This window comes from Planococcus sp. PAMC 21323, from assembly GCF_000785555.1.
GTDB lineage: Bacteria > Bacillota > Bacilli > Bacillales_A > Planococcaceae > Planococcus.
On sequence record NZ_CP009129.1, the window covers coordinates 2752102 to 2775205 of the forward strand.

The 23104-nt window shown below is 40.8% G+C and carries 25 protein-coding genes and 2 pseudogenes; 6 read left to right on the forward strand and 21 right to left on the reverse strand.

What is annotated here, in order from left to right:
• Positions 1-27 precede the first annotated feature (27 nt).
• Positions 28-495 (reverse strand): hypothetical protein, encoded by a 468-nt coding sequence (locus tag PLANO_RS13600; protein WP_038704975.1) that lies wholly within the window; start codon positions 493-495, stop codon positions 28-30.
• Positions 496-725: 230 nt separating this feature from the next.
• Here PLANO_RS13600 and PLANO_RS13605 point away from each other — a divergent pair, with 230 nt between their 5' ends.
• The gene (locus tag PLANO_RS13605; protein ID WP_038704976.1) at positions 726-1613 is read left to right on the forward strand and encodes a helix-turn-helix transcriptional regulator; all 888 of its coding nucleotides are present in this window, start codon (positions 726-728) and stop codon (positions 1611-1613) included.
• On the opposite strand, the gene PLANO_RS16000 is transcribed toward PLANO_RS13605, so the two are convergent.
• Both PLANO_RS16000 and PLANO_RS16275 read right to left on the reverse strand, forming a co-directional pair.
• Entirely contained in the window at positions 1610-1768 is a 159-nt protein-coding gene (locus PLANO_RS16000) for a hypothetical protein (RefSeq protein ID WP_156108911.1), read from the reverse strand. The two genes, PLANO_RS13605 and PLANO_RS16000, sit on opposite strands and share 4 nt — an antisense overlap.
• Before the next feature lie 559 nt (positions 1769-2327).
• A pseudogene (locus tag PLANO_RS16275) lies at positions 2328-2625 on the reverse strand (ATP-binding protein); the annotation flags it as partial.
• Here PLANO_RS16275 and PLANO_RS15910 point away from each other — a divergent pair.
• A pseudogene (locus tag PLANO_RS15910) lies at positions 2620-2835 on the forward strand (transposase); the annotation flags it as partial. The pseudogenes PLANO_RS16275 and PLANO_RS15910 sit on opposite strands and share 6 nt — an antisense overlap.
• Positions 2836-3141: 306 nt before the next feature.
• Here PLANO_RS15910 and gntK read toward each other — a convergent pair.
• From gntK to kduD, 13 genes are all read right to left on the reverse strand, one after another.
• Positions 3142-4686, reverse strand: coding sequence for a gluconokinase (gene gntK, locus PLANO_RS13615; protein WP_038704977.1), 1545 nt, complete (start codon positions 4684-4686; stop codon positions 3142-3144).
• Positions 4687-4920: 234 nt separating this feature from the next.
• A complete protein-coding gene (gene rpiA, locus PLANO_RS13620; protein WP_038704978.1) occupies positions 4921-5601 on the reverse strand; it encodes a ribose-5-phosphate isomerase RpiA in 681 nt (226 codons plus the stop codon).
• A 13-nt stretch (positions 5602-5614) separates the two neighbouring features.
• Entirely contained in the window at positions 5615-5881 is a 267-nt protein-coding gene (locus PLANO_RS13625) for an HPr family phosphocarrier protein (RefSeq protein ID WP_038704979.1), read from the reverse strand.
• 29 nt (positions 5882-5910) lie between these two features.
• Positions 5911-6906: a C-terminal binding protein gene (locus tag PLANO_RS13630; protein ID WP_038704980.1), complete on the reverse strand. Its 996-nt coding sequence runs from the start codon at positions 6904-6906 to the stop codon at positions 5911-5913.
• A 29-nt stretch (positions 6907-6935) separates the two neighbouring features.
• Complete coding sequence (locus PLANO_RS13635; RefSeq protein WP_038704981.1) at positions 6936-7832, reverse strand: AEC family transporter; 897 nt, start codon at positions 7830-7832, stop codon at positions 6936-6938.
• Positions 7833-7835: 3 nt separating this feature from the next.
• Entirely contained in the window at positions 7836-8984 is a 1149-nt protein-coding gene (dgoD, locus tag PLANO_RS13640; protein ID WP_038704982.1) for a galactonate dehydratase, read from the reverse strand.
• An 80-nt stretch (positions 8985-9064) separates the two neighbouring features.
• Entirely contained in the window at positions 9065-9709 is a 645-nt protein-coding gene (locus PLANO_RS13645; protein WP_038704983.1) for a bifunctional 4-hydroxy-2-oxoglutarate aldolase/2-dehydro-3-deoxy-phosphogluconate aldolase, read from the reverse strand.
• Positions 9710-9727: 18 nt separating this feature from the next.
• Positions 9728-10696, reverse strand: coding sequence for a sugar kinase (locus PLANO_RS13650; protein ID WP_038704984.1), 969 nt, complete (start codon positions 10694-10696; stop codon positions 9728-9730).
• Positions 10697-10734: 38 nt separating this feature from the next.
• Entirely contained in the window at positions 10735-12009 is a 1275-nt protein-coding gene (locus PLANO_RS13655) for a TRAP transporter large permease (protein WP_038704985.1), read from the reverse strand.
• Between the two features lie 32 nt (positions 12010-12041).
• Positions 12042-12551: a TRAP transporter small permease gene (locus tag PLANO_RS13660; protein ID WP_038704986.1), complete on the reverse strand. Its 510-nt coding sequence runs from the start codon at positions 12549-12551 to the stop codon at positions 12042-12044.
• A gap of 126 nt (positions 12552-12677) precedes the next feature.
• Entirely contained in the window at positions 12678-13721 is a 1044-nt protein-coding gene (locus PLANO_RS13665) for a TRAP transporter substrate-binding protein (RefSeq protein ID WP_038704987.1), read from the reverse strand.
• A 79-nt stretch (positions 13722-13800) separates the two neighbouring features.
• Positions 13801-14697 (reverse strand): phosphogluconate dehydrogenase (NAD(+)-dependent, decarboxylating), encoded by an 897-nt coding sequence (gnd, locus tag PLANO_RS13670; protein WP_038704988.1) that lies wholly within the window; start codon positions 14695-14697, stop codon positions 13801-13803.
• Between the two features lie 104 nt (positions 14698-14801).
• Positions 14802-15557: a 2-dehydro-3-deoxy-D-gluconate 5-dehydrogenase KduD gene (kduD, locus tag PLANO_RS13675; RefSeq protein WP_038704989.1), complete on the reverse strand. Its 756-nt coding sequence runs from the start codon at positions 15555-15557 to the stop codon at positions 14802-14804.
• A 294-nt stretch (positions 15558-15851) separates the two neighbouring features.
• Between kduD and PLANO_RS13680 the strand changes: the two genes are divergently transcribed.
• The 4 genes from PLANO_RS13680 to PLANO_RS13690 all read left to right on the forward strand — a co-directional run bounded on the left by PLANO_RS13680 (position 15852) and on the right by PLANO_RS13690 (position 19055).
• Positions 15852-16640: an IclR family transcriptional regulator gene (locus tag PLANO_RS13680; RefSeq protein WP_038704990.1), complete on the forward strand. Its 789-nt coding sequence runs from the start codon at positions 15852-15854 to the stop codon at positions 16638-16640.
• A gap of 85 nt (positions 16641-16725) precedes the next feature.
• Positions 16726-16851: a hypothetical protein gene (locus tag PLANO_RS16250; protein ID WP_269429579.1), complete on the forward strand. Its 126-nt coding sequence runs from the start codon at positions 16726-16728 to the stop codon at positions 16849-16851.
• Positions 16852-17625: 774 nt separating this feature from the next.
• Positions 17626-18219, forward strand: coding sequence for a type IV toxin-antitoxin system AbiEi family antitoxin domain-containing protein (locus PLANO_RS13685; RefSeq protein ID WP_038704991.1), 594 nt, complete (start codon positions 17626-17628; stop codon positions 18217-18219).
• Complete coding sequence (locus tag PLANO_RS13690; protein WP_038704992.1) at positions 18216-19055, forward strand: nucleotidyl transferase AbiEii/AbiGii toxin family protein; 840 nt, start codon at positions 18216-18218, stop codon at positions 19053-19055. The genes PLANO_RS13685 and PLANO_RS13690 overlap by 4 nt, the downstream gene beginning before the upstream one ends.
• Before the next feature lie 144 nt (positions 19056-19199).
• On the opposite strand, the gene PLANO_RS13695 is transcribed toward PLANO_RS13690, so the two are convergent.
• From PLANO_RS13695 to PLANO_RS13715, 5 genes are all read right to left on the reverse strand, one after another.
• Positions 19200-19613: a CBS domain-containing protein gene (locus PLANO_RS13695; protein WP_038704993.1), complete on the reverse strand. Its 414-nt coding sequence runs from the start codon at positions 19611-19613 to the stop codon at positions 19200-19202.
• Between the two features lie 151 nt (positions 19614-19764).
• Positions 19765-20487, reverse strand: a complete 723-nt coding sequence (locus PLANO_RS13700; protein ID WP_038704994.1) for an amino acid ABC transporter ATP-binding protein — start codon at positions 20485-20487, stop codon at positions 19765-19767.
• A 12-nt stretch (positions 20488-20499) separates the two neighbouring features.
• Positions 20500-21168 (reverse strand): amino acid ABC transporter permease, encoded by a 669-nt coding sequence (locus tag PLANO_RS13705; protein WP_038704995.1) that lies wholly within the window; start codon positions 21166-21168, stop codon positions 20500-20502.
• 28 nt (positions 21169-21196) lie between these two features.
• The gene (locus PLANO_RS13710) at positions 21197-22033 is read right to left on the reverse strand and encodes a transporter substrate-binding domain-containing protein (RefSeq protein ID WP_038704996.1); all 837 of its coding nucleotides are present in this window, start codon (positions 22031-22033) and stop codon (positions 21197-21199) included.
• 68 nt (positions 22034-22101) lie between these two features.
• Positions 22102-22944, reverse strand: coding sequence for a MurR/RpiR family transcriptional regulator (locus tag PLANO_RS13715; RefSeq protein ID WP_038704997.1), 843 nt, complete (start codon positions 22942-22944; stop codon positions 22102-22104).
• Positions 22945-23104 lie beyond the last annotated feature (160 nt).

A 23104-nucleotide genomic window follows, 5' to 3' on the forward strand; every position in this document is an offset into this window, starting at 1 on the left:
CTAAGTTTAAGAACTAAGAAATATTTTTTATTGTTTAGTAAAGTCTTTTATTAATTTCTTTTTTGTAAAATTATTAACTTCAATAGAATCTACGTTACCCTCACCTGTATTCTTTACAATTATTTCAGGTCCACTGATCAATACAATTTCTTTAACCTCTGTACTATCATAGTTAACAAGTACATTATCCAGAGATTGACTAAATTTATTCGATAGTGAAATGCCTTTTACGGTATTAATATAAACGTAAATAACTCCCTCTTTTTTTAATGCGGAAATGGAAGAAATTTTTTCGAAATTTCCTGCGTCAATAGTTCCTTCTAAGACTAAGTTGTCTGAAGGGATGCTTGAACTTTCTTCTTGGTTAATACTAATACCTTTAATTTTTTCAACATCTACGATTCCTCTTGTGCTATCTTGAAAAATTCTTCCTCCAATATATAAAAAAATAACTAAAACTAATAACAAAATAATTCTTATAGCCCATTTTTTCATTCGGCCACTTCCTATCGACATTGAATAACTTTTATTTTTCAACAAAATAATTGAAAAAACTATCAAAATATCTAATTACAGAAATAAAATGTTTTGATTATATAGTGATTTTTGTTTACACGATTTTTACCAAAATTATCTTTCTTTAAACATTTGAATTTGCTTTAATTAAAACTTAAAGTAAGATTTATCTATGATGCAATGGAAATTTATAGGAAAAAGGTGATGGTGTGCTTGATAAACAACGATTAGGATCCGAAATAAAAAGAATTCGTAAAGCAAAAAAGTTAACGCAAAACCAGTTAGCTGAAGGTATGTGCAGCCAATCAGAAATTAGTCGAATTGAAGCGGGTGAGTTCTATCCGAGTATAGATTTGCTCTATTTAATTGCCAACAAACTCCAACTTTCGGTCAATTATTTCTTTGAAATTTTAACTCATGAACAAGCTGAGGAGACAAAGACAATTAAAAACAAGATATGGGCTATGTCTTCTAATAAGAGCTATAAAAAGCTTCTTCAATATGTTGAAAAATTGCTGTTAGAAGAAAAAAACTTCCATCCTGAAACAAAAAAGTTTCTTTTATGGCAAAATTATATGGCTGCTTATTATTTAAAAAGAATTGATGCTGACAATTGCAAAACAGAACTTCTTCTCTTGTTGCGAAAAAAAATGCCAGGTATGGACAACCTTCTAAATCTTCATATTAAAAATTCAATTGCCAACATCTATGCAGAAAATAACTTCTTTAATAAGAGTATCGAGATTTATCAGAGCATATTAGATGAAGATTTAAATACTCAAGAAGCAGAAAATTTAAAAATAAAAGTAATTTACAATTTCGGGAAATTACTTTATTTGAAGAAGGACTACGCATCTTCTCTTTTGTATACTGATCAAGGAATCAAAATCTCAATTGAAACAGCCAATATGTCCCTTCTTGGCCAATTTTACTATCAAAGAGGTTCTTTATTAGAAGAGCTTGATTTCTCTTTCGAAGATATTACTTCCTCTTACAAGAGTGCTCAATTCTTCTTTGGATTGCTAAATCTTGATCTATACACAAATATTCTATTAGAAAATAAGTCTAATTATCTCTTAGAAAAGATAACAACCTAGTTTTCGAATGGAAGTTCAGTATTCGGAAATAAATCTCCAGCAATGTCCCCTCCGTTGCTGAAAGCACTGTCAATTTGCAAACCATTTGTAAATATTAAAGTTATTGAAAAAATAGCTATAATAGTACCCAATATAAAACTCTTACTTTTTAACATATTATTCCTCCTAGACATTTAACTTATAAATAATAAATTAACAGATTAAGTGGGAATAAAATATGTATTTATGCATATTTTATTCCCATTTAAATAATTTATATAAATATTTATGCCTATGACTATTTACCTCAACCTCTCTATTACCTAATATTCTTAAAGTTCCTGTTTACGTATCGGTTAATTTGGTATATTCCAATTTAAGATACAAGAGGGTAAAGGCATATTCTGATGACTCTGGTGTTGACCACAATCAACTTTTTTAGATACAATTGCTTACTCAAAATATCTTAATATTTAAAAAAATGGTGCATTATTAAGGTAGTTGATACCTCTTTAAAATAAATTGCAAAAAATCTATTTGCTATAACAACCGATGTTATCCATGATTTTTAAAGTAGTGAACCCTTTAGTATCAATGAATCATTGAAGAAGGACAAACTCGAGGACCAGTCGTGCCATGAAATAGAACCAGGGCGGACATGTTTAAAAACCACTCCGGACATCAGAGAACCACTCATAAGAATAAAAAGGCAGCCCTCGGGCGGTCTTTTTATTCTTATGAGTGAATCCCTAGTCTCTCTCGCATAGAAATCTTTCCGTCAATGAAAATGGAGTGCGAACTATGAATCACCCGGTCGAAAATGGCATCAGTTAACGTTGCTTCGCCAATTTATTCATACCAACCGTCTGGTTCAAATTGAGAACAGAAGACTGTGGGTAGCGTTCTGATACCTGGCCTCAACGATTTCCAAGACATCTCGTGCTTCATTTTCTGTCAAGGAGACAAGCATCCACTCTTCTAATTTCAATAAGTTTACCTTCCGGTAAGCTTTCATGGTTTTTTGGTAGGTTCCTTGAAATGGACGCTGTTCTATAAACAGCGCGCCGCAGTGGAACGCGTCAACGCTTACTTGAAGGAGTATTTCGATTTGAATAATGTTCGACACCGGACAGGCAAGAAAGCGAAAGTCCATTTTGAACTCGTTTCGTTGATTTACAACGCGTCCCGATTGGCGAGCGATCGTTTGAAAGTCGCTAGAAACCGTGCTTTAGCAGCCGCTTAAATTTTAAAAACAGGAAAAATGGTCCGAAAAACCGTCTAAACTTTTTTAAAAGGGCGATTTATGAAATTGATTCAAGAAACTAGGTTTTTGATATTGGACGCTTACAAAAGTAGAAGGTAAGCGAGGGTATATTAGTATTGGTATTCCTCTATTGTCCATATTCAAATTATTTACAAAAACTCAAAAAAGATGACTCCGGCAGAATACCGAAGTCATCTAATAGCAACCTAGCTGGGCTCTTTTTTTATAAACTGTTCATTTAATGGAGCGTAGATCGCATACTCGATGGGCCAGCACTTTTTCAGATTAGCCTAAATGCTTTCGTTGAAAATTGGAAATACTTTCGTATTCATCGGTCATCAAATGGGATAGACGGATGTAGATTGGCAATAACTCTTGATAGACAATACTTGTTTCTTTATTTGGTGTATGGGTGTAGGTTTGACCAATCATCTCTGAAACGATGCTGAAGTTGTCAATTTCACCTAATGCATACATGCCAAGCACCACAGCGCCAAGACAGGCGCTTTCAAAACTTTCCGGAACAACGACAGGTTTGTCGAAAACGTCTGCCATTAGCTGCCGCCACATTTCAGAGCGCGCAAAACCTCCCGAAGCTTGGATGCGTATAGGTTCGCCGGCTAATTCTTCAACCGCCAGCAAGACGGTGTACAGATTGTAGACGATGCCTTCCAACACCGAACGAATCATATGCTGTTTCTGATGATGAATGCTCAGGCCGAAGAAGGAACCGCGTGCATTTGCATTCCATAACGGGGCGCGTTCACCGGTCATATATGGGTGAAACAAAAGACCGTCGGAGCCTGGATTCACCGTGGATGCGATTTTGGTTAACACTTCATAAGGATCGATGCAGAGCCGCTTAGCTGTTTCCACTTCTGAAGAAGCAAATTCATCACGCAGCCAGCGTAGTATGATCCCGCCATTATTGACGGCCCCACCGACAATCCAGTGATTTTCCGTCAATGCATAGCAAAAAGTCCGTCCTTTTGGATCCGTTTTCGGTACTGGTGAGACGGTGCGAATGGCACCACTCGTGCCGATGGTCACGGCAATAACGCCTGGCTCGATGGCATCCACTCCAAGGTTGGCTAAAACGCCGTCGCTCGCTCCGACGATAAACGGCACATCTTCAGCGATTCCCATAAATGCCGCATGTTCTGGTTTTAAACCAACCATTTGATGAGTGGTCGGAACAGGTTTAGATAGATAATCTGACGTCACGCCGGCCACTTTTAAAGCACCTTCGTCCCAGTCAAGATTCTCTAAATTAAATAGACCGGTAGCAGAAGCAATAGAATAATCAATTATATATTTTCCGAATAACTCATGGAAGATAAACTCTTTAATCCCAATAAATTTGGCAGCCTTTTTGCAAATTTCCGATTTTTCCGCTTTCAACCACACCAACTTGGCTAAAGGTGACATAGCGTGAATCGGCGTCCCTGTGCGCAAATAAATTTCATGGCCCTTCATTTCTTCTTTTATTTTTTTTGCATGCTTGCCACTTCTTGTGTCGGCCCAAGTGATACTATTGGTTAGAAGCTTACCTTCTCTATCCACAGCGATTAGGCTGTGCATCGCCGAGCTAAACGAGACCAAACGGAGCGAGCCGGCTGGAATTTCACTTTGCTGGATAGTTTCTCGCACCGTTCCAAGTACTGCACGGAAAATTTCCTGTGGGTCTTGTTCCGCTGTCAGCGGATTCGGCGTATGTAGCGGATAAAGAATCGTATGACTCTTTATAACTTCTCCTTTTTTATTAAACAGGACTGATTTTGTTGAAGTCGTGCCGATATCTACTCCCAGATAATATACTTGCTCAGACATGATAGCCCTCCTTTATACATAAGAAAAAGGCAAAAGAACTTTTCTTTTTTCTTCATATTTTCCTTCATCATTGTTAGAGTCACATTTTTCTAATAACCCACTAATTCATCGATTACCCTCTCAGTAATTTCTCATGTAGGGCTTTCATTTCACAAAATCGACTATGAATAAAAAAGCCTAGCAGTCAAACTGCTAGACTGATAATTCCTTTATCTAATTAAAACTATATCTATTCTATTTATCAATCACTTTTACACCATTAGGACCTGCAAGAATGACTGTATCTGTCATATCAACAAACAAACCCGATTCAACAACTCCAAGAAGCTGTTTCAAGCTATGATGAAGGCTTTTAGGATCCGAAATGGATTCGAACGCGCAATCTAAAATATAATTCCCGTTATTGGAAACAAAAATATCCCCCTCTATTTCCCTTAAGACGGGAGTCGCTCCGAGTTCGGAAATTTTGTTAGCGGTCAGTTGCCAGCCGAATTGCAGGACTTCCACTGGCAGAGGAAACTTGCCCAATTCGTCGACCATTTTTGAATGGTCAGCAACGATGATCAGTTTTTTTGCGTGGGCATTGACAACTTTCTCTCTTACGAGAGAGCCGCCACCTCCTTTTGTAAGGTTGAAACTAGAATCGATTTCATCTGCACCATCGATTGCTACATCCAGAAGCTGAACTTCAGAAAAATCGGTAAGCGGAATTTTAAAATCTTTTGCCCATTTTTCAGTCCTTAGTGAAGAAGGAATACCTTTGATATTCAATCCCAGTTCAACCAATTCCCCAAGCTTTTTCAGCATCCAATAGACCGTGCTACCGGATCCGAGCCCTACCACCATACCATCTTTAATATATTCGACCGCTTTTTCTCCAGCCGCTTTCTTATAACAATTTGCTTGTTCTGCCATTTGGTCCATCTCCCTAAGGTTGGCTAAGATATCCAATGACATCTTCCATCGCTTCTTTACAATCTTCACCGACCGTGCGAATATTTAAATGATCTCCATTGCGCAACTGTAAAGTGATCAGTCCAAGAAAACTTTTCAAATTGATTTCATGGGGGGTACCGTTTAATTTTTTCTTGAGATAAATTTCAGATTCGAATTTTTGTGTCGCTTTACTGACCTCAACAATTGTCACTTTGTCTGAAATATTGACTACGATATCTTTCATCAAACTCTTCTCCAAAATATCCCTTCCTTTCTATTTCGGTTACTTTACTGTTTATCCCTTAAGCTTACTGTTTCTTTGACCACTTTATTGACCAAATAAGTCGGATAGTAGCCAGACAGCACATCTGCAACGTTCTCAGCCGTTTTCCGCTTCAGTTCCGTTTCAGCTTCAACTGAATAGAAAGCAGAATGAGGGTTAATGATAACATTATCCATTTTTAGCAATGGATTATCTGGTTCGACCGGTTCTGTTTCAAAAACATCCAATCCTGCTCCTGCAATTTGCCCTTCTTGTAGAGCTTTTATCAGCGCCTGCTCGTCAATAATCGGGCCCCGGGCTGTATTAATGATAAATACTTCTTTTTTCATTTTACTGAACTGTTCATAGCTGATCATTTTTTCTGTATGCTCGTTCAGCGGTACATGGATAGAAATATAATCCGAGTGTCTACAAAGTTCCTCCAGACTGACCAATTCAACATTTCTGCTGGCAGCCAGTTCTTCAGAAACAAACGGATCGTATGTAATCACATTCAAATCGAAAGTCTGAACCTTTTTCGCAACTAACTGAGGAATATTTCCGAATCCAACTAAACCGAGCGTGCGCCCTTTGAGACGGTAAATCGGCACAGCGACTTTAAAATCCCAATTTCCTCTTTTCACAGCATTATTCAGTTGCGTTACTTTGCGGGCATTAGAAAGTATCAAAGCTATCGCATGGTTCGACACTTCGTCTAGGCAGTAATCAGTCACATTGCTGACGATAATACCTTTTTCAGTTGCTGCATCCACATCAATTGTATTGAAGCCCACGCCGTAACGGGAAATGACTTTACATTTTTCAAGTTTTTCAATAACGTTCCGTGAAATAGGTGCATATTGGTTAATTAAAGCATCGGCATCTTTACAAGCTTCAATGACCTCATCCTCCGTTTTGCACTGCGCAAATTCAAGTTCTATTCCAAGCTTGCTTAATACTTCTTCTTCTGGTGCAAATGTGCTGTATTCGTAGTCTGTTACCACTACTTTAAACTGGCTCACCCTTTTCACTCCTTTAGTTATGATTGTTTTTATCCTAATAGAATAAGCATTATCGTAACCGTAAAAATACTGACTAGTGTTGTAATAAGCGTGATACTTGAAACTAGGTCAGATTCTGCATCGTATTGAACCGCGTAAATGACCGTGTTTGCCGCTGATGGCATTGCCGCTGTTAAGATAAGGACTTTTGCCAAAATCGGATCCATCGGAATAAGAAAGACTATTCCTACTGCAATAGCTGGAGAAATTATTAATCGGGTTACAACTCCAAAAGAAATTTTCTCCCATTCCAGCTTGAATAAATTAATGTCAGCAAGCTGCATTCCTAAAATAACCATAATAAGCGGGATAGTTGCAGGACCCAATAAATCCACTGCAGACATTAAATTCTCCGGTACCTTAATATCATTTATTTGAAGCAGAATTGCAAAGAGAATTGCATAAGTAGGCGGCATTGCTAAAACCGCTTTCAATGCTGCTTTGACACCGCTATCTCCTCTGGCTGCATAGTATATGCCAAAGAAATTCATCAAAATCGTATGAAGTACCAACAAAGAGACAGCATAAGCAAATGCTGTTTCTCCATATGCAAACAAAATAATGGGTGCTCCGTAATTGCCGGAATTCATAAAGGCCGTTGATAAAATAAGACCGCTTTCGGTTAGCCTGGTTAGTTTTCTAATACGAACATAAAATTTACAAATCAAAATGATTGCAGCCATTAAGATTATAGAAAATACGACCATATTGATATATTGCTGGTCAATTTTAGTCCTATAAAAGGTTTGAAAAATCAGCATAGGAGTGAAAATATATATCGCCACAGTAGAAAGGGGCTTTACATTAACCTTTTTCCACTTTTGTAGACCGAATCCTGCTGAAAAAATCAACAGAACTGGCAGTACTACCTGAACAAAGATCGTCATTTTTTACCACTCAGCAATAGAGCCGTCTTTATGGCGCCACACCGGATTTTTCCAGTTATGTCCAATTTCTGCTTGAGCCCGGACAAAATCTTCATTAATCGAAATGCCAAGTCCCGGCTGCTGAAGCATATCCACATAACCGTCTTTATATTCAAAAATGGTTTTGTCATTCAAATAATCTAGCAAATCACTACCTTGGTTATAATGAATGCCCAAACTTTGTTCTTGGATAAAGACATTATGTGAAGTTGCGTCCACTTGCAAACATGCAGCTAAAGCGATTGGTCCCAGTGGGCAATGAGGTGCAACGGCTACGTCATACGCTTCAGCCATGGCAAATATTTTCTTACATTCGGTAATCCCGCCGGCATGTGAAAGATCTGGCTGGATGATGTCTACATAACCATCTTCCAAAATCTTTTTAAAATCCCATTTCGAAAACATTCTCTCACCTGTAGCGATCGGAATATTAGTAATGCGGGCAATGTCTCGCAAGGCTTCGTTATTTTCAGGTAACACCGGTTCTTCAATAAACATTGGTCTAAACTGCTCCAGCTCTTTAACAAGTATTTTAGCCATCGGTTTATGCACACGGCCATGGAAATCAATGCCGATTCCTATATAATCACCAACAGCTTCGCGGACTGCAGCAATTCGTGCAACTGCTTGATCGATTTTTTCGTAGGAATCGATATACTGAAGTTCTTCAGTTCCGTTCATTTTCACAGCAGTAAAACCGGCTTCCACAGCTTCGGTGGCTGCTTTTCCCACATCATTCGGACGGTCCCCTCCAATCCAAGAGTAGACACGAACAGAATCCCGTACAGCACCACCCATTAATTCAGAAATAGGGGCGTTATGGTATTTCCCTTTAATATCCCATAGTGCCTGATCAATGCCGGCAATAGCGCTCATTAAAATTGGACCTCCACGGTAAAAACCTGAACGGTACATCATTTGCCATAAATCTTCGATACGGCGAGGATCTTTGCCTATCAAATAATCGCTTAATTCTTCAACGGCAGCCTTAACTGTTCCAGCACGGCCTTCAACAATTGGTTCGCCCCAACCAGAAATTCCTTCATCAGTTTCAATTTTCAAAAACAGCCATCTTGGCGGTACGATAAACGTTTCCATTTTTGTTATTTTCATAGTAAAACCTCGCTATCTAATATTTTTTATTGCTATACAGATTTTTTCAACCGGTTGATGATTACAGTCATTTGCTCCTTTTAGCTTCTTGCATTTTTTATTTTTTGTACAAATTGTTTTGAAAGATCAGTCAGCACTTCATAGCGCTCTTCAAAAATAGCTTTACTGTCCACCAATGAACCACCGGCTCCAACAGCCGTGGCGCCATTTTTAATAAATGTCTCAACATTATCGAGGTTAACACCGCCAGTTGGCATTATTGGAATATGACCCAGTGGCCCTTGCAAATCTTTTATAAAAGCTGCGCCAAGTGTTCCACCCGGAAAAATTTTCAACAAATCCGCACCTGCTGCATATGCGTTCACGATTTCAGTAGGGGTCATGACACCTGGAATGGAAATTCTTCCGTAACGATTGGCCATCTGGATGGTTTCGATATCGAAGCTCGGACAGAAGATGAAATCCGATCCGGCATCGATAGCCATTTTTGCGGATGGCGCGTCAAGAACGGTACCTGCTCCGACAAGGACACGGTCGCCGAATTTTTCTTTCATTTCACGAATCATATCGAGTGCGCCGGGAGTGTCCAGGGTAATTTCAAGGGCACCCGTACCGCCTTCGACAAGCGCTTCCGCAATATGATTGATCTGCGATTGTTTTGGTTTGCGGATGACTGCGATAAGTCCTGATTCTTTCAAACGGATCAGGTTTTCCCATTTTTTCATGACTGTTACCTCCTAGATTTAGCGTTTTACGTCGCGGTTTGCACCGCTCGGCTTCATGAAGCGTTCGACCGCTTCGAATGTGGGTAGCCCTTCAATGTCACCGCTGACACCCACTACCAATGCGCCTATTGCGTTGGCACGGCGCACCGCCTGTTCCAGCGGCTCCTCGCGCAGCAATCCACTAATGATGCCTGCAGCAAAGCCGTCTCCCGCGCCGACAGGATCGACAATACGATTTACTGGAAAGCCTTCTATATAAGCTGTTTGCTCACCTGCATGCAGATAAGCCCCTTTCTCTCCCAGTTTGATGACGATAATTTTTTTATTGTCTCCACCGGAAAGTGCCTGTGCCACTGCTTCGACGTCCGTTTCACCCGTCATCAGCTGGCCTTCATCGAGTCCTGGCAGGATGACATCGGCGTTTACAGCGATCTCATTAAATGTCTTTTTGGCTTGTTCAGCGCTATATAGTTTGAAGCGCAGGTTCGGATCGAAAACGATTGTTGTGCCGTTGCGTTTCGCTATATCAATCGCTTCCATAACTGTGGCAAGCGCCGAATCACTGAGCGCCGGTGTGATGCCACTGATATGCAGGATGCGCGCAGCAGCAATTGCGGCTGCATCCAGTTCTTGCGGCTGCATCAGGCTTGCAGCAGACCCTTTCCGGTAATAATAGACGTTCATGTCTTCCGGCGATAATTGTTCTTTGAACAAGAGTCCGGTAGGTGCTTCATCTGTCAGCAGACAGGACGAAACATCGACGCCTTCTCCGCGCACACTTTTCAGCACAAAGCGGCCGAACGGGTCGTTGCCGAGTTTACTGAACCAAGTGACAGAATGGCCAAGTCTTGCAAGGCCGATCGCGACATTCGATTCCGCTCCCCCGATTTTCTTTGGAAACTGATGGATGTATTCGAGCGGCAGCATCTGCTCCGGCTGGAACAGTACCATCGTTTCGCCGAATGTAAACACTTCTGATTTCTCCAATTAAGACACAACCTTCTAAAATAAATTTGCTAATTTTGTTATTCTGGTATAAAGAACATCGTGATTGCCGGAACAAATGTCAAGAATAATAATGTGATGATCATTGAAGTGACAAATGGCAATACAGCGCGGGAAAGTGATTCGATTGATACTCCGGAAATTCCCGATGCGACAAATAAGTTGACCCCGACCGGTGGCGTGAAGAACCCGATTGCCAGGTTGACGACCATCAAGATACCAAAATGGACCGGATCGTAACCAATTTGGACTGCGATAGGCAATAGGATTGGCGTCAAGATGATGATCGCGGCCAATGTATCCATAAACATACCTACGACCAACAATAACAGCATAATTAATAAGATGATGACGTATTGGTTCGTCGAAATTGACAGCAGAGCGTCCGCAATCTGGACCGGTACCTGTTCGATTGTCAACAGACGTCCGAAAGCGTTGGCTGTACCGACGATGATCAGCACTGTCGCTGTCGTCAATGCGGAATCGATGATGACTTTCGGCAAATCACGGATTTTCAATGCGCGGTAAAGGACCATCGCCGCGAATAAACCGTATACGACTGCAATGACAGCGGCTTCTGTCGGTGTGAAATAACCGCCGTAAATACCACCGAGGATGATGACGGGAATGAGCAATGCCCATTTAGCTTCCCAGAAAGCGATACCGATTTTTTTGAAGGAAGTCTTTTCTTCCAAACCTTTATAGCCTTTTCTCTTCGAATAGAAGTAAGCCCAGGCAATCATTGCCAGACCGACAAGGACGCCGGGGATGATACCGGCGATGAAAAGATCACCGATTGATACGCTGCCGGTTACCCCGTAGATGACCATCGGGATACTTGGCGGGATGATGACACCGATCGACCCGGCTGCCGCTACGGTAGCCGTTGCGAACTTGATGTCATAGCCCTGACGTACCATTGCGGGAATCATGATTCCACCGATTGCCGCAACTGTTGCGGGACCCGAACCCGAAATGGCCGCGAAGAACATGCAGGTAATGATTGTTGCAATAGCGAATCCGCCGGTTCTGTTGCCGACAAGTGCGTTCGCCACATTGAAGAGGCGTTCGGAAATACCGCCTTTGCCCATGATTTCACCGGCAAGGATGAAGAATGGAACCGCCATCAACGGGAAAGAATCAACAGACGTGATCAATTCCTTTGCAAGGAATTCGACCGGCAGACTGCCAGTATACATAATCGTGATAAGTGTGGATAAGCCGATTGCGATACCGATTGGCACCGTCAAGATCAGCAATAGCGCAAAACTGCCAAATAACACTGCAATAGTCATTCTATAAACCTCCTAGATGTTTCATTCCGGGCTTACCCTAGTTTTTCGACTTGCTTATCCTGAGTCACTTCATGCTTAAATGCTTTGATGTGTTTGATCAGGTTCTGTATCAGACGGATCAGCGTCAAGCCCATGCCGACCGGTGTTGCCAGGTAGATCAGCCCCATCGGAATCTGGTTGGCCGGAGATTTCTGACCGAATGCCAGCAATTGGCTGGCAATGTCATAACCGTAACGGATGACGAAAATGGCAAATGCGATGAACAGCAGATTAGCAATGATGGTTAAAATGATTTTGCCTTTGTTCTTAAGTACCAGTAACAGGACATCCACTTTGATGTGACGGTCTTTTTTGACACCGTAGCTGATGCCGATATAGACGAGCCAGATAAAGCTGTAGCGCGCCAGTTCTTCAGTCCAGGACAAAGAACTGTCGAGTTGTCTCATGACCACTTGCATAAAAATAACCGCTACCATTACCGTGGAGAAAAGGACTAATAACACTTCCTCGATATGACGGTCTAACCAATGTAGGATTTTCATGTCGGTCTCCTTTATCAATATGTATTTAAATAATTTCAGAAAATCTATTTAGAGAAATGTCAGTAAGTTTTGTAGAAAGAAAACGACTTTAAGGAAAAAATCCTCCTCAAAGCCGTTAATCCTATATTACTCTAACTCTGCTTCAGCAGCTGCGATTGCATCGTAGACTTCCTGAACTGTTTCCGCACCAATTTTTTCTGCGTACTCGTCAAGAACGGGCTGTATGAGATCAATCATTTCCTGACGTGCTTCTGGAGATACTTCGTTGTAGTTCATACCTTCGTCTTTCAAGTCCTGAAGATTTTCAGCAGTAGCTTCACGGTTAAGCTCACGGTTAAGAGCACCAGCTTCAACCGCTGCTTCTGTTACGATTGTTTGTTGTTCCTCAGTCAATCCGTCAAAGAATGATTTACTCATCAAGAATACAAATGGGCTGTAAATATGGTTTGTTGCAGAAACGTAATCCTGTACTTCATAGAAACCTTGCAGGTAAATTGTCGGGATCGGGTTTTCCTGACCATCAACAGTACCTTGTTGCATAGCTGTAAACAATTCCCCTAATGCCATTGGCGTCGGGTTTGCTCCAAGTGCTTTAAACGCATCTAGGTGCAATTCGTTTTCCATTGTACGAAGTTTCAATCCTTGTAAATCTTCTGCTGATTCAATCGGGCGTTCACTATTCGTGATATCACGGAATCCATTTTCCCAGTAGGCTAGTCCTACCAGATTTTGGTCTTCAAGCATATCAAGGAATTTTTGGCCAACTTCGCCATCCAATACTTTATCCGCAACTTGTTCGTTAGGGAATAGGAACGGGAAATCGAATACGCTGTATTCTGGTACAAAGTTAGCGATTGGTGCTGTCGAAGGAATTGTTACTTCCTGTGAACCGATTTGAAGTGCTTCAGTCATTGAACGGTCATCGCCCAATTGGCTGCTGTGGTACGTTTCAACTTTGATCGCGCCGTCAGTTTTCTCTTCAACGATTTTTTTCCATTCCAATAATGCCAAATACTGTGGGTGTGAATCGTTAAGGCCGATACCGGCGCGAATTGTTTTCGTTTCGCCTTCGTTCCCAGAACCTTCAGAAGCCTCATCGTCGCCTCCTCCGCATGCTGCAAGAATTAATACCATCATTGCCGATACGAATAAAGAAAATACCTTTTTCATGTTAGTCTCTCCTTTTTCATGTTTTTATTTTGCGAAAATTTGTAAACGCCTTTATAGAGTGAAACATGTGTAACCGTTATTATTTTTTGACAACATCGTGGCCGCCGAATTCATTGCGAAGCGCCGCTACGACTTTTCCGGTAAAGGTATCGTCTTCCTGAGAGCGATAACGCATCAACAGTGACATCGTGATGACTGGAGCTGGCACCTGAAGGTCAAGCGCGGTTTCCACCGTCCATTTCCCTTCGCCTGAAGAGTTCATGACGCCGCGGATCTCTTCCAGTTTCGGATCTTTCGAAAATGCACTTTCGACTAATTCCATCAGCCATGAGCGGATGACGGAACCATGGTTCCAAACTTTCGCCACGCCTTCGAGGTCGTAGTCGTAGTCGCTCTTCTCAAGAATGTCGAAACCTTCAGCCATTGCCTGCATCATGCCGTACTCGATACCGTTGTGAATCATTTTCAGGAAATGCCCGCTGCCGAGTTCACCGGTATAGAAATAGCCATTTTCGACAGAAACACTTTTGATGACCGGTTCAATTATTTTGAATGCTTCCGGATCGCCGCCGATCATCGTGCAGATCCCTTCACGCGCACCGGAAACCCCGCCGCTTGTTCCGCAATCCATGAAGTGGATGCCTTTTTCTTTCAGGCTTTCGCCCAATCTGACCGATTCTTTGAAATTGGAATTTCCTCCATCGATGATGATGTCGCCTTCATCGAGAAGCGGCTTTAATGTCGCAATGACATTTTCCGTAATCTCGCCGTGTGGCACTAGCATCATCAGAACGCGGGGTTTCTCCAATTGTTGCACGACTTCTTCGAGTGAATATGCGCCAATCGCGCCATCCGCAGCAATTTTGTCCACCTGCTCGCGGTTTGCATCGTGTGCAACGACCTGATGGCCATTGTCCATAAGGTTGAGTGCCAGGTTGTAGCCCATCTTGCCGCAACCAATCATAGCTAATTTCATAGGATGTAACCCCTCTCTTTTTACTTCAAAACGATTTGGCAATTTTCAAACTTTAAAGTGTGTAATAGCCGAATTCAAGAAGTTTTTTATTAGTTTTTGGTAATTCATCTTCCTAGCCAGCCTCCGTCAACCGGAATCGTGGTGCCGTGAAGATAATCTGATGCAGCGGAAGCGAGGAATACGGCTGCTCCATGCATATCTTCCGGTTTGCCCCAGCGACCTGCGGGAATGCGCTCCAGAATCTGGCGGTTGCGCGTTTCATCCGCCAGCAATGCCGTGTTCATCTCTGTATCTATATACCCCGGAGCAATCGCGTTGACGTTAACGCCGCGATGTGCCCATTCGTTGGCCAGCGCTTTTGTAAATTGAATCACGGCTCCTTTGCTCGCCGCATATGCTGGAACCCTTAGCCCCCCTTGAAATGATAATAAGGAAGCCATATTAATTATTTTACCGTAACCGCTTTCAAGCATATGTTTTCCAAATAGTTGACAAAGGAAAAAAGTTGCATTTGCATTAATATCTATCACAAAATCCCAATCTTCTTTTGGAAATTCCACTGAATCATATCGCTTTTGAACGCCGGCATTATTAACCAAGATGTCAACTTTTTCCGTCTCTAATAGGATTTGATCGAGTATACTGCTGTATTGATCAAAATTTAATAAGTCGAATTCTAGTTTCATAGCTTTTACTCCATGTTTCTCAATATCAGAAATGACTTGTTCATCTATTTTGCGTGCGATGACCACGATATTAGCTCCTGCTTCCGCAAGACCTAGCGCAATTTCTTTGCCCAGACCTCTATTTCCTCCTGTTACGACCGCCGTTTTACCGGTTAAGTCAAATAAGGAACTCATCTTCAATCCCCCCTTTGTTTTGTTCTCAATCAAACGATAGAAATTCTCAAGGATAAATTTTGGAGCACAATAAATTTCTATTGTTCTTTATTAAAAGATGGATTATAATTTGTTCCATATAGCAGAACAACGTTCCACTTTTCTATTATAACCTGTGTTTTAAAAATTTCAACAATAATTCAGATAATTTATTTCATTTTTTTGAGATGTTCAATGTATAAAACCTAAGTTTCCATTTATTATTGATATAATTGCAAAGTAAATACATGCAATGAGCAGAAAGAGGGATACTATATGTCAAATGTTCAATCTATAGAGCGGGCTTTTAAGCTTTTGGAAGTTCTTTCAGAATTTCCTGATGGAATTCAGATTACTCGTTTAGCCGAGAAAGTTAATTTGTCTAAAAGTACTGTGCATCGACTTTTGGCAACTTTAATAGATTTAAAATATGTCAGTAAAGACCGGGAAACCGAGAAGTACAGAATTGGCTATCGTTTAATTTACTTATCACGGAATCTTATCGACAATATTGATATCATCTCTATTGCCAAGCCTTTTTTAGAAGACCTTTCTGCGGAAGTAAATGAAACTATTCATTTATGTATCGAAGATTGCGGGGAAGTTTTGTATGTTGATAAAATTGAGAGTAATCAAACCATCCGGATGATTTCGAAAATAGGCAACCGTGCCCCAATGTACTGCACAGGGGTCGGTAAGGCTCTTCTTTCTGGCATGAACCGAGAGCAATTCGACAATGTCGCCAACAAAACAAATTTCATCATCCATACTCCTACTACTATTTCCACAAAAGAAGAGTTATGGAATGAAGTACAGTTGATTAAACAACAAGGTTATGCACTTGATAATGTAGAACACGAAGAGGGAATTCGCTGTATTGCAGCTCCTATATTTAATTCAGAAAAGAAAATAATTGCAAGCTTTAGCATTGCCGGTCCCAGTAACCGGATTACGATGGAAAGAATCGAATTCGAGTTAATAGAGAAAATTAGAAAAACTTCTTTAGATATCTCAAGAATGCTAGATTATAAAGTTGGCAGTTCCCTAAATTCTATTGATATGTAAATTGTCAATTTAAATCGAACACGACAAGAAACTCATGTATATTTCAAATGGTATGTTATAACTCAGCACTTTACGGAGGACCTGATTGAATACCCAAAAAGTTCATGATTTCCTTCTGACTCATCAGGCTGAAATCGACTCCTTTTGGACAGGTGCATCGGATGCGGTCATTGCTATTTTCGTTAGTGCCACGCCGGCACCCGAGAAGTAAAAAGGAACTTCTAGCTCCTTCTCCATTTCGACCCAGAGATGACGCTCCTTGCCCCGGGTCTCTACTTTGTTATTCTTCAGCTTTCGTCCTTTGCGAGTCACCAGCTTTGGAGACAGCTTGAACAGGCCAAGTGCAGCGTACCGGAAAATTCTCAAGACACTGACAGGAAGCGGTTTCTTATGCAATTTCCAATATCGGTCGACGATGCTTTCTGACGATCAGCCCAGCTTTAGCTTGGACAGGATATAATCGACGTCTTCTTGATTGATCGACCGTCGACATCCTCATTTTTTCCGCTTAATATCGTAATAAGCCTGCGCACAAAGAGCATTATACGGCTGACACGGTTCAAATCATAGTTGATGGTGCTCTTGCTTCGCTTCAATTCCATGGTGATGTAGGACAGGGATTTCTGTTCCAGGCAATAACTCTCGATAATCACGTACGATATGTGACACAGCTCATTTGAGAACACTTCTTAGTTGATTCGCGTTAACTACTGTGTATCCACTTGAGCTATTTCTATTTTCTAGCCGTTCGACTTAATATGATAATCTACATATTAACTATAGACGCTCCTCTATTAACACAACTAACGAAAGAATAACCACCTTAAGTGATTAATTTTTACGACTAGTTACCGAACCCACTACACCTCTTCATAAAGTGGACCACGGTGGGTCGCTCTATTTCTAGATCTTGGTTTTTATTTTTTGCATTTACACGCAATTAACATATAATTGTAGTATAAACGCAAAAAAGAAGGTGAATATAGTGTCCTACACAACAAAGCTCCTTGAATTGATTGATAGGCAAAATGGGCTCGTCTTGACACGAGATGCTGAAACAGCTGGAATTCCGCGGTATTATTTAACGTTATTGGTCCGTGAAGGGATCCTTGAGCGCGTGGGTCATGGGGTCTACTTGACCCCTGATACATTCGAAGATGACCTGTATATGCTACAGGCGCGAAGTCCACAACTCATTTTTTCTCACGAAACGGCTCTGTATTTGCACGATTTGACGGATCGGGACCCTATCTCGTATTCCGTTACTGTGCCAACAGGCTATCATAACCGACTCCTTATGAATAATGACTTACAAGTTTATACGGTAAAAAAAGAATGGCATGAGCTTGGGGTAACAGAATCTTCTACAGTTTATGGCCGGCAGATTCGTCTATACAATGCCGAACGTACCTTATGTGACCTGTTCAGGCAACGAAACAAAGTAGATGCTGACCTATTGAACGACAGCATGAAGCGTTACTTAAATCGGAAAGAAAAAAATATTCCGCAGTTGCTACGCTATGCTGACCTATTCCGGGTTTCTTCCCCGATTCGAAAGTATGTGGAGATTCTCTTATGAGAAGTTCTAGACAAGTGAAAGACCTCATTAAAAATATGTCCAAACAACGTGGAATTCACGCGCAGCTTCTTTTGCGGAATTACATGTTCGAACGCTTACTGGAGCGTATCGCCCATTCGGATTTCAATCAACATTTTGTACTAAAAGGCGGCGTCTTGGCAGCTTCTATTATTGGCGTTGATTTGCGTTCCACTATGGATATGGATGCAACAATCCAAGGGTATCCCGTGAACCAGGGTGCGATTGAGAAAGCCTTCTTGGATATCGTTTCCATTTCCCTCGAGGATGGCGTCATCCTGAGTTTAGAAAAGGTGGAACCGATTCGTGACGAAGCAGATTACAACGGCTTCCGTTTGTCTATATTGGCGCAGCTCGATCAAGTTCGACTTCCTTTAAAGGTTGATTTAACAACTGGAGACAAAATCACACCGAAGGAAATAGAATACCAGTATCAGCTTTTGTTGGAAGATCGGAAAATCGAGGTACTCGCCTATCCAATTGAAACGGTCCTCGCTGAAAAGCTCGAGACGATGATTACAAGAGGCACAACTAATACCCGACTTCGGGATTTTTATGATATTTATGCTCTACTCGAAACAAAAAAAGCCGGCTTCAATAATGACCTGCTGCAAAAAGCATTCCTCTCTACTGCCAACCACCGCGGATCTGAAGGATTGCTAAAAGATGGAGAAACTATTCTAAACGAAGTCTTTCAGAGCGATTATATGGAACAACTGTGGACTCGGTATCAGCAACAGTATCCGTATGCTATCGATATTAATTGGAAAGCCATCGAAAACGCCGTATTGCAGTTGTGGAAAATGAGCATTCAATAATAATCATAATGAAAGCCAACTTTTCCTTATGTGAGGAAAAGTTGGCTTTTTTTGAAAATCTCCTTTTGTTCTTTAAGTCAATCCTCTATTAACCCTATCTATTTTATTACACAAAAAACCGATTCATCGAAGAACCGGCTCATACTATTCTGTACTAGAATCTCTCATTTCAACTCTGGCAGGATGACTATCCGTTGCTTTAGTGATCGCAAAATCGCACCAGGAAACAATTCCAATCATGCGATTATTTTCGACAATTGGGAGTCGCCGAATTTTATGTGCAACCATTAATTCAATTGCTTGCTCGGCACTTAAGTCGATTGTGCCCGTAATAACTTGTTCTGACAAAATTTCCTCTACGGCAGTATCACTCGAAAGTTGTTCAGCTATTCCTCGAATGACGATATCTCGATCCGTAACAATTCCAACTAACCGATCTTGTTCACATATCGGAATAGCACCTACATTTATTTCTCGCATTTTTGAGGCAACTTCTTGGAGTGTTGACTTGGGCATACATGTTTCGACATCTGTGGTCATAATTTCTTCAATTTTCATCCCTTCTGCCTCCCCCTAATGGTCTCTTATACTATATCTTAACCGTTTTAAGGAGGGGCAAACGTCAATTGCTAAAAGAAGGAAAGAGTCAGTTCAAATGAACTGACTCTTTCCTTCTAATTATAGGATTTTCAACCCATTTTTAGTATGTTTATTCCACTAATTGAATAAATTGTTTTGTTCGCTCATTTTGTGGATTTTCAAAGAATGTTTTTGGATCTGCTGATTCAATGATGGTTCCTTTATCAATCATGATGATGCGGTCCGCTACTTCTTTTGCGAATTTCATCTCATGAGTCACAACAACCATCGTCATTCCTTCTTCAGCTAATTGCTTCATAACTTGAAGCACTTCTCCAACTAATTCTGGATCTAACGCCGAAGTTGGCTCATCAAACAACATAACCTTTGGCTCCATCGCTAAAGACCTCGCAATAGCCACACGCTGTTTTTGTCCGCCTGATAGTTTGCTTGGGTAAACATTTGCCTTATCTTCCAAACCAACTTTTTTCAACAATTCCATCCCTAGAACTTTGGCTTTTTCTTTTTTCATCTTTTTAACCGTAAGTGGAGCTTCGATTACATTTTCCAATACGGTCTTATGAGGAAACAAGTTGAAATGTTGAAATACCATGCCGACTTCCGCACGAATATTGGTTAAGTTGTCTTTTTTCGTATTTACCTCATGACCATCAATGGTGATTTTTCCTTCATTGATCATTTCAAGAAAGTTAAAGCATCTAAGAAGCGTACTTTTCCCTGAACCACTAACTCCAACAAGAACAACTACTTCCTGAGGCTTCACATGAAGGTCTACGCCTTTTAGCACCTCGAGGTCACCAAAGGATTTATGAATGTTTTCTCCAATAATCATGTTAGTTCCTCCTTAGGCCTTATCGACATCGAGTTTATTTTCGTACCAACGTAGCAGGTACGTAAAGATCATTACAAGTACTAAGTAGTAAAGTGCAACAACTAAGAAAGATTCAAAGGGTTGGAAAGACTGCGCAGCTTCACGGTTCGCTAGTGCAAAAATTTCCGATACTCCAATGATATAAACAAGTGATGAATCTTTTAATGTAATGATAAATTGGTTGCCCAGTGGCGGAATCGAGCGACGCAAAGCTTGCGGAAAGACAATACGCTGCATCGTCTGTTTCCGGTTCATACCAAGCGACATACTCGCTTCACGCTGTCCAGGGTCAACGCCTTGAATAGCACCACGGAAAATTTCCGCAATATATGCACCATTATGGATACCTAGCGCAATTGCACCTGCCCAGAAATTATCCATCGTATAAATTTCCACGATACCAAAGTACAAGAACATAATTTGAACGATTAACGGCGTTCCTCGGATAATGGTGATATAGACATTCGCAATGCCCTGTAAAATTTTCGATCCTGAAATTTTCATCAATGCAAAAACTAAACCAATCACCGTACCTAAAATAACACCAATCGCAGTCAATTGAAGCGTGACAACGGATGCTCTCAGAAATCCTGGATAAGTCCGCATGAATACTTCATAGACTGTTGAAAATAACTCTAACATAGACACCACTCCTCCTTATCCCATATGATTACTTGAGGATTTCTACACCTTCAAGATCTACATCAAGGAGGTTACGCCCAAACCACTTATCTGAAATCTCTTCATATGTGCCATTTTCAACGATTGCAGCTAACGCTTCGTTTACTGCAGCTAATAGTTCTTCGTCTTCTTTATTAATGGCAACAGCAGCTTGTTCAATCCATAATGGATCGCCAACCATCTCTACTTCAAGTCCTGCATTTTGTGCTTCAAATCCTACGACATCAGCAGTAATAACTGCATCCAGGCGCCCTTCAATTGCTAAATCCTGTAATGCGACAACATCACTATTATAGTACTGGATATCGTCTGTATATTTTTGTGCAGCTGTATCGTATGTGCTTTGACCAACTACGCCAATTTTTGCCCCTTCAAGATCTGCTTCAGACTTAATTTCTGTATTTCCAGCTCTTGTGAAGATTACGCCACCTGAGTAATAATATGGATCAGAGAACGAAACTTGTTTTTCACGCTCTTCTGTAATTGCCATTGATCCGATAATCGCATCGAAACGATTCGTTGTTAGACCCTGGAGAATTGTTTCCCATGGTGTCGTAACTGGATTTGGTTCAAGTCCCATTTCTTCTGAAAGTGCGTTGCTGATATCAATATCAAAACCAGTCAAATCCCCACCTTCTGTAAAGTTAAATGGCTTATACAGACCACTTGATGCTGTCGTGAATTTCCCATCTTCTACTAATTTTAAGTCGCTTCCGCCGTCAGTGCTTGATCCTTCTTCCGAACTGGTTGAGTCATCTCCTCCACAAGCTGCTAATAACATTCCTGTAGAAAAAATTACACCTAAAAATGATAATTTCTTTTTCATTTTGCTCTCCCCTTTTCGTTTATAATTGACCAAATCGCCAAGGCGTTTCGGAACTTCCATAAGTAATGTTACATAAAAAGATTCCGGTCTTTATAGACCGCTTCTACTTTCGCCAAATTACTATTCACTTTGGCGTGCTCTTTGACGTAAACAAAGCGCATAATTGAGGTTAATAGCGCATGAACAGATGTGTACGAATCGATGTTCAAGTTAGAATTTACAGATACCGTAAGCGCATAGTCCGCATAGGCAAGAGCCGGTGACTCCTTTGAATCTGTTAAAACAATAACTTCAGCCCCTTGTGCTTTTGCGCTTCTCAGCGTATCAATGACTAACCTCGTGTACCGCGGAAATACAAAGGCAATTACCAAATCCCCTTTTTCCACTTTAGAAAGCTGTGTGTAGTATTCTCCAGTTGAAGGATACATCGTTTCCGTATGACCTAGCACCAGGTTTAACCAATTGGCGAACCAATGAGCGATTCCATAATCGAAAAAATTTCCAGTTACATAAATCTGATCTGCTTGACTAATTTTGTCGACAACTTGAAGTAGTTTTTCTTCATTTATCGATTTCTTCAGCTTCACAATGCTCAAGATGTCTGCATCCAATAAATTTTCCAAAAAAGACTGATCGGCAATAGGTTCTGGAATTTTCTGCTCCGCTTTCTCCAGACGTTCTTCAGCCAGTTTTCGCTGCACAACTTGTTGGAATTCTGCATATCCTTTGTATCCAAGTTTTTGTGTCCACCTGATTACTGTCGATTCACTGACATTGACTCGCTTGCCGACTTCAAGAGCAGTAGAAAACGCTAAGAAAATAGGTTCTTTAAAAAACAAATCACCAACTTTTTTTTGGCCTGAACTAAAATCCGGATAAAAATTAGAAATACTTCGCAGTAAATCCTGCATATTTAACGCCTCCACTTGAAGAACACACTCATTTACTCTTTAAAGTATACCTTTATGCAGGAAAACCTGCAATAGTTTACTGAAAATTCTATAGAAATTATTTTCTCAGTTTATTTATAAAAATGCATAAAAAACCTTTCACAAAGGGCTTAGGAGGTTC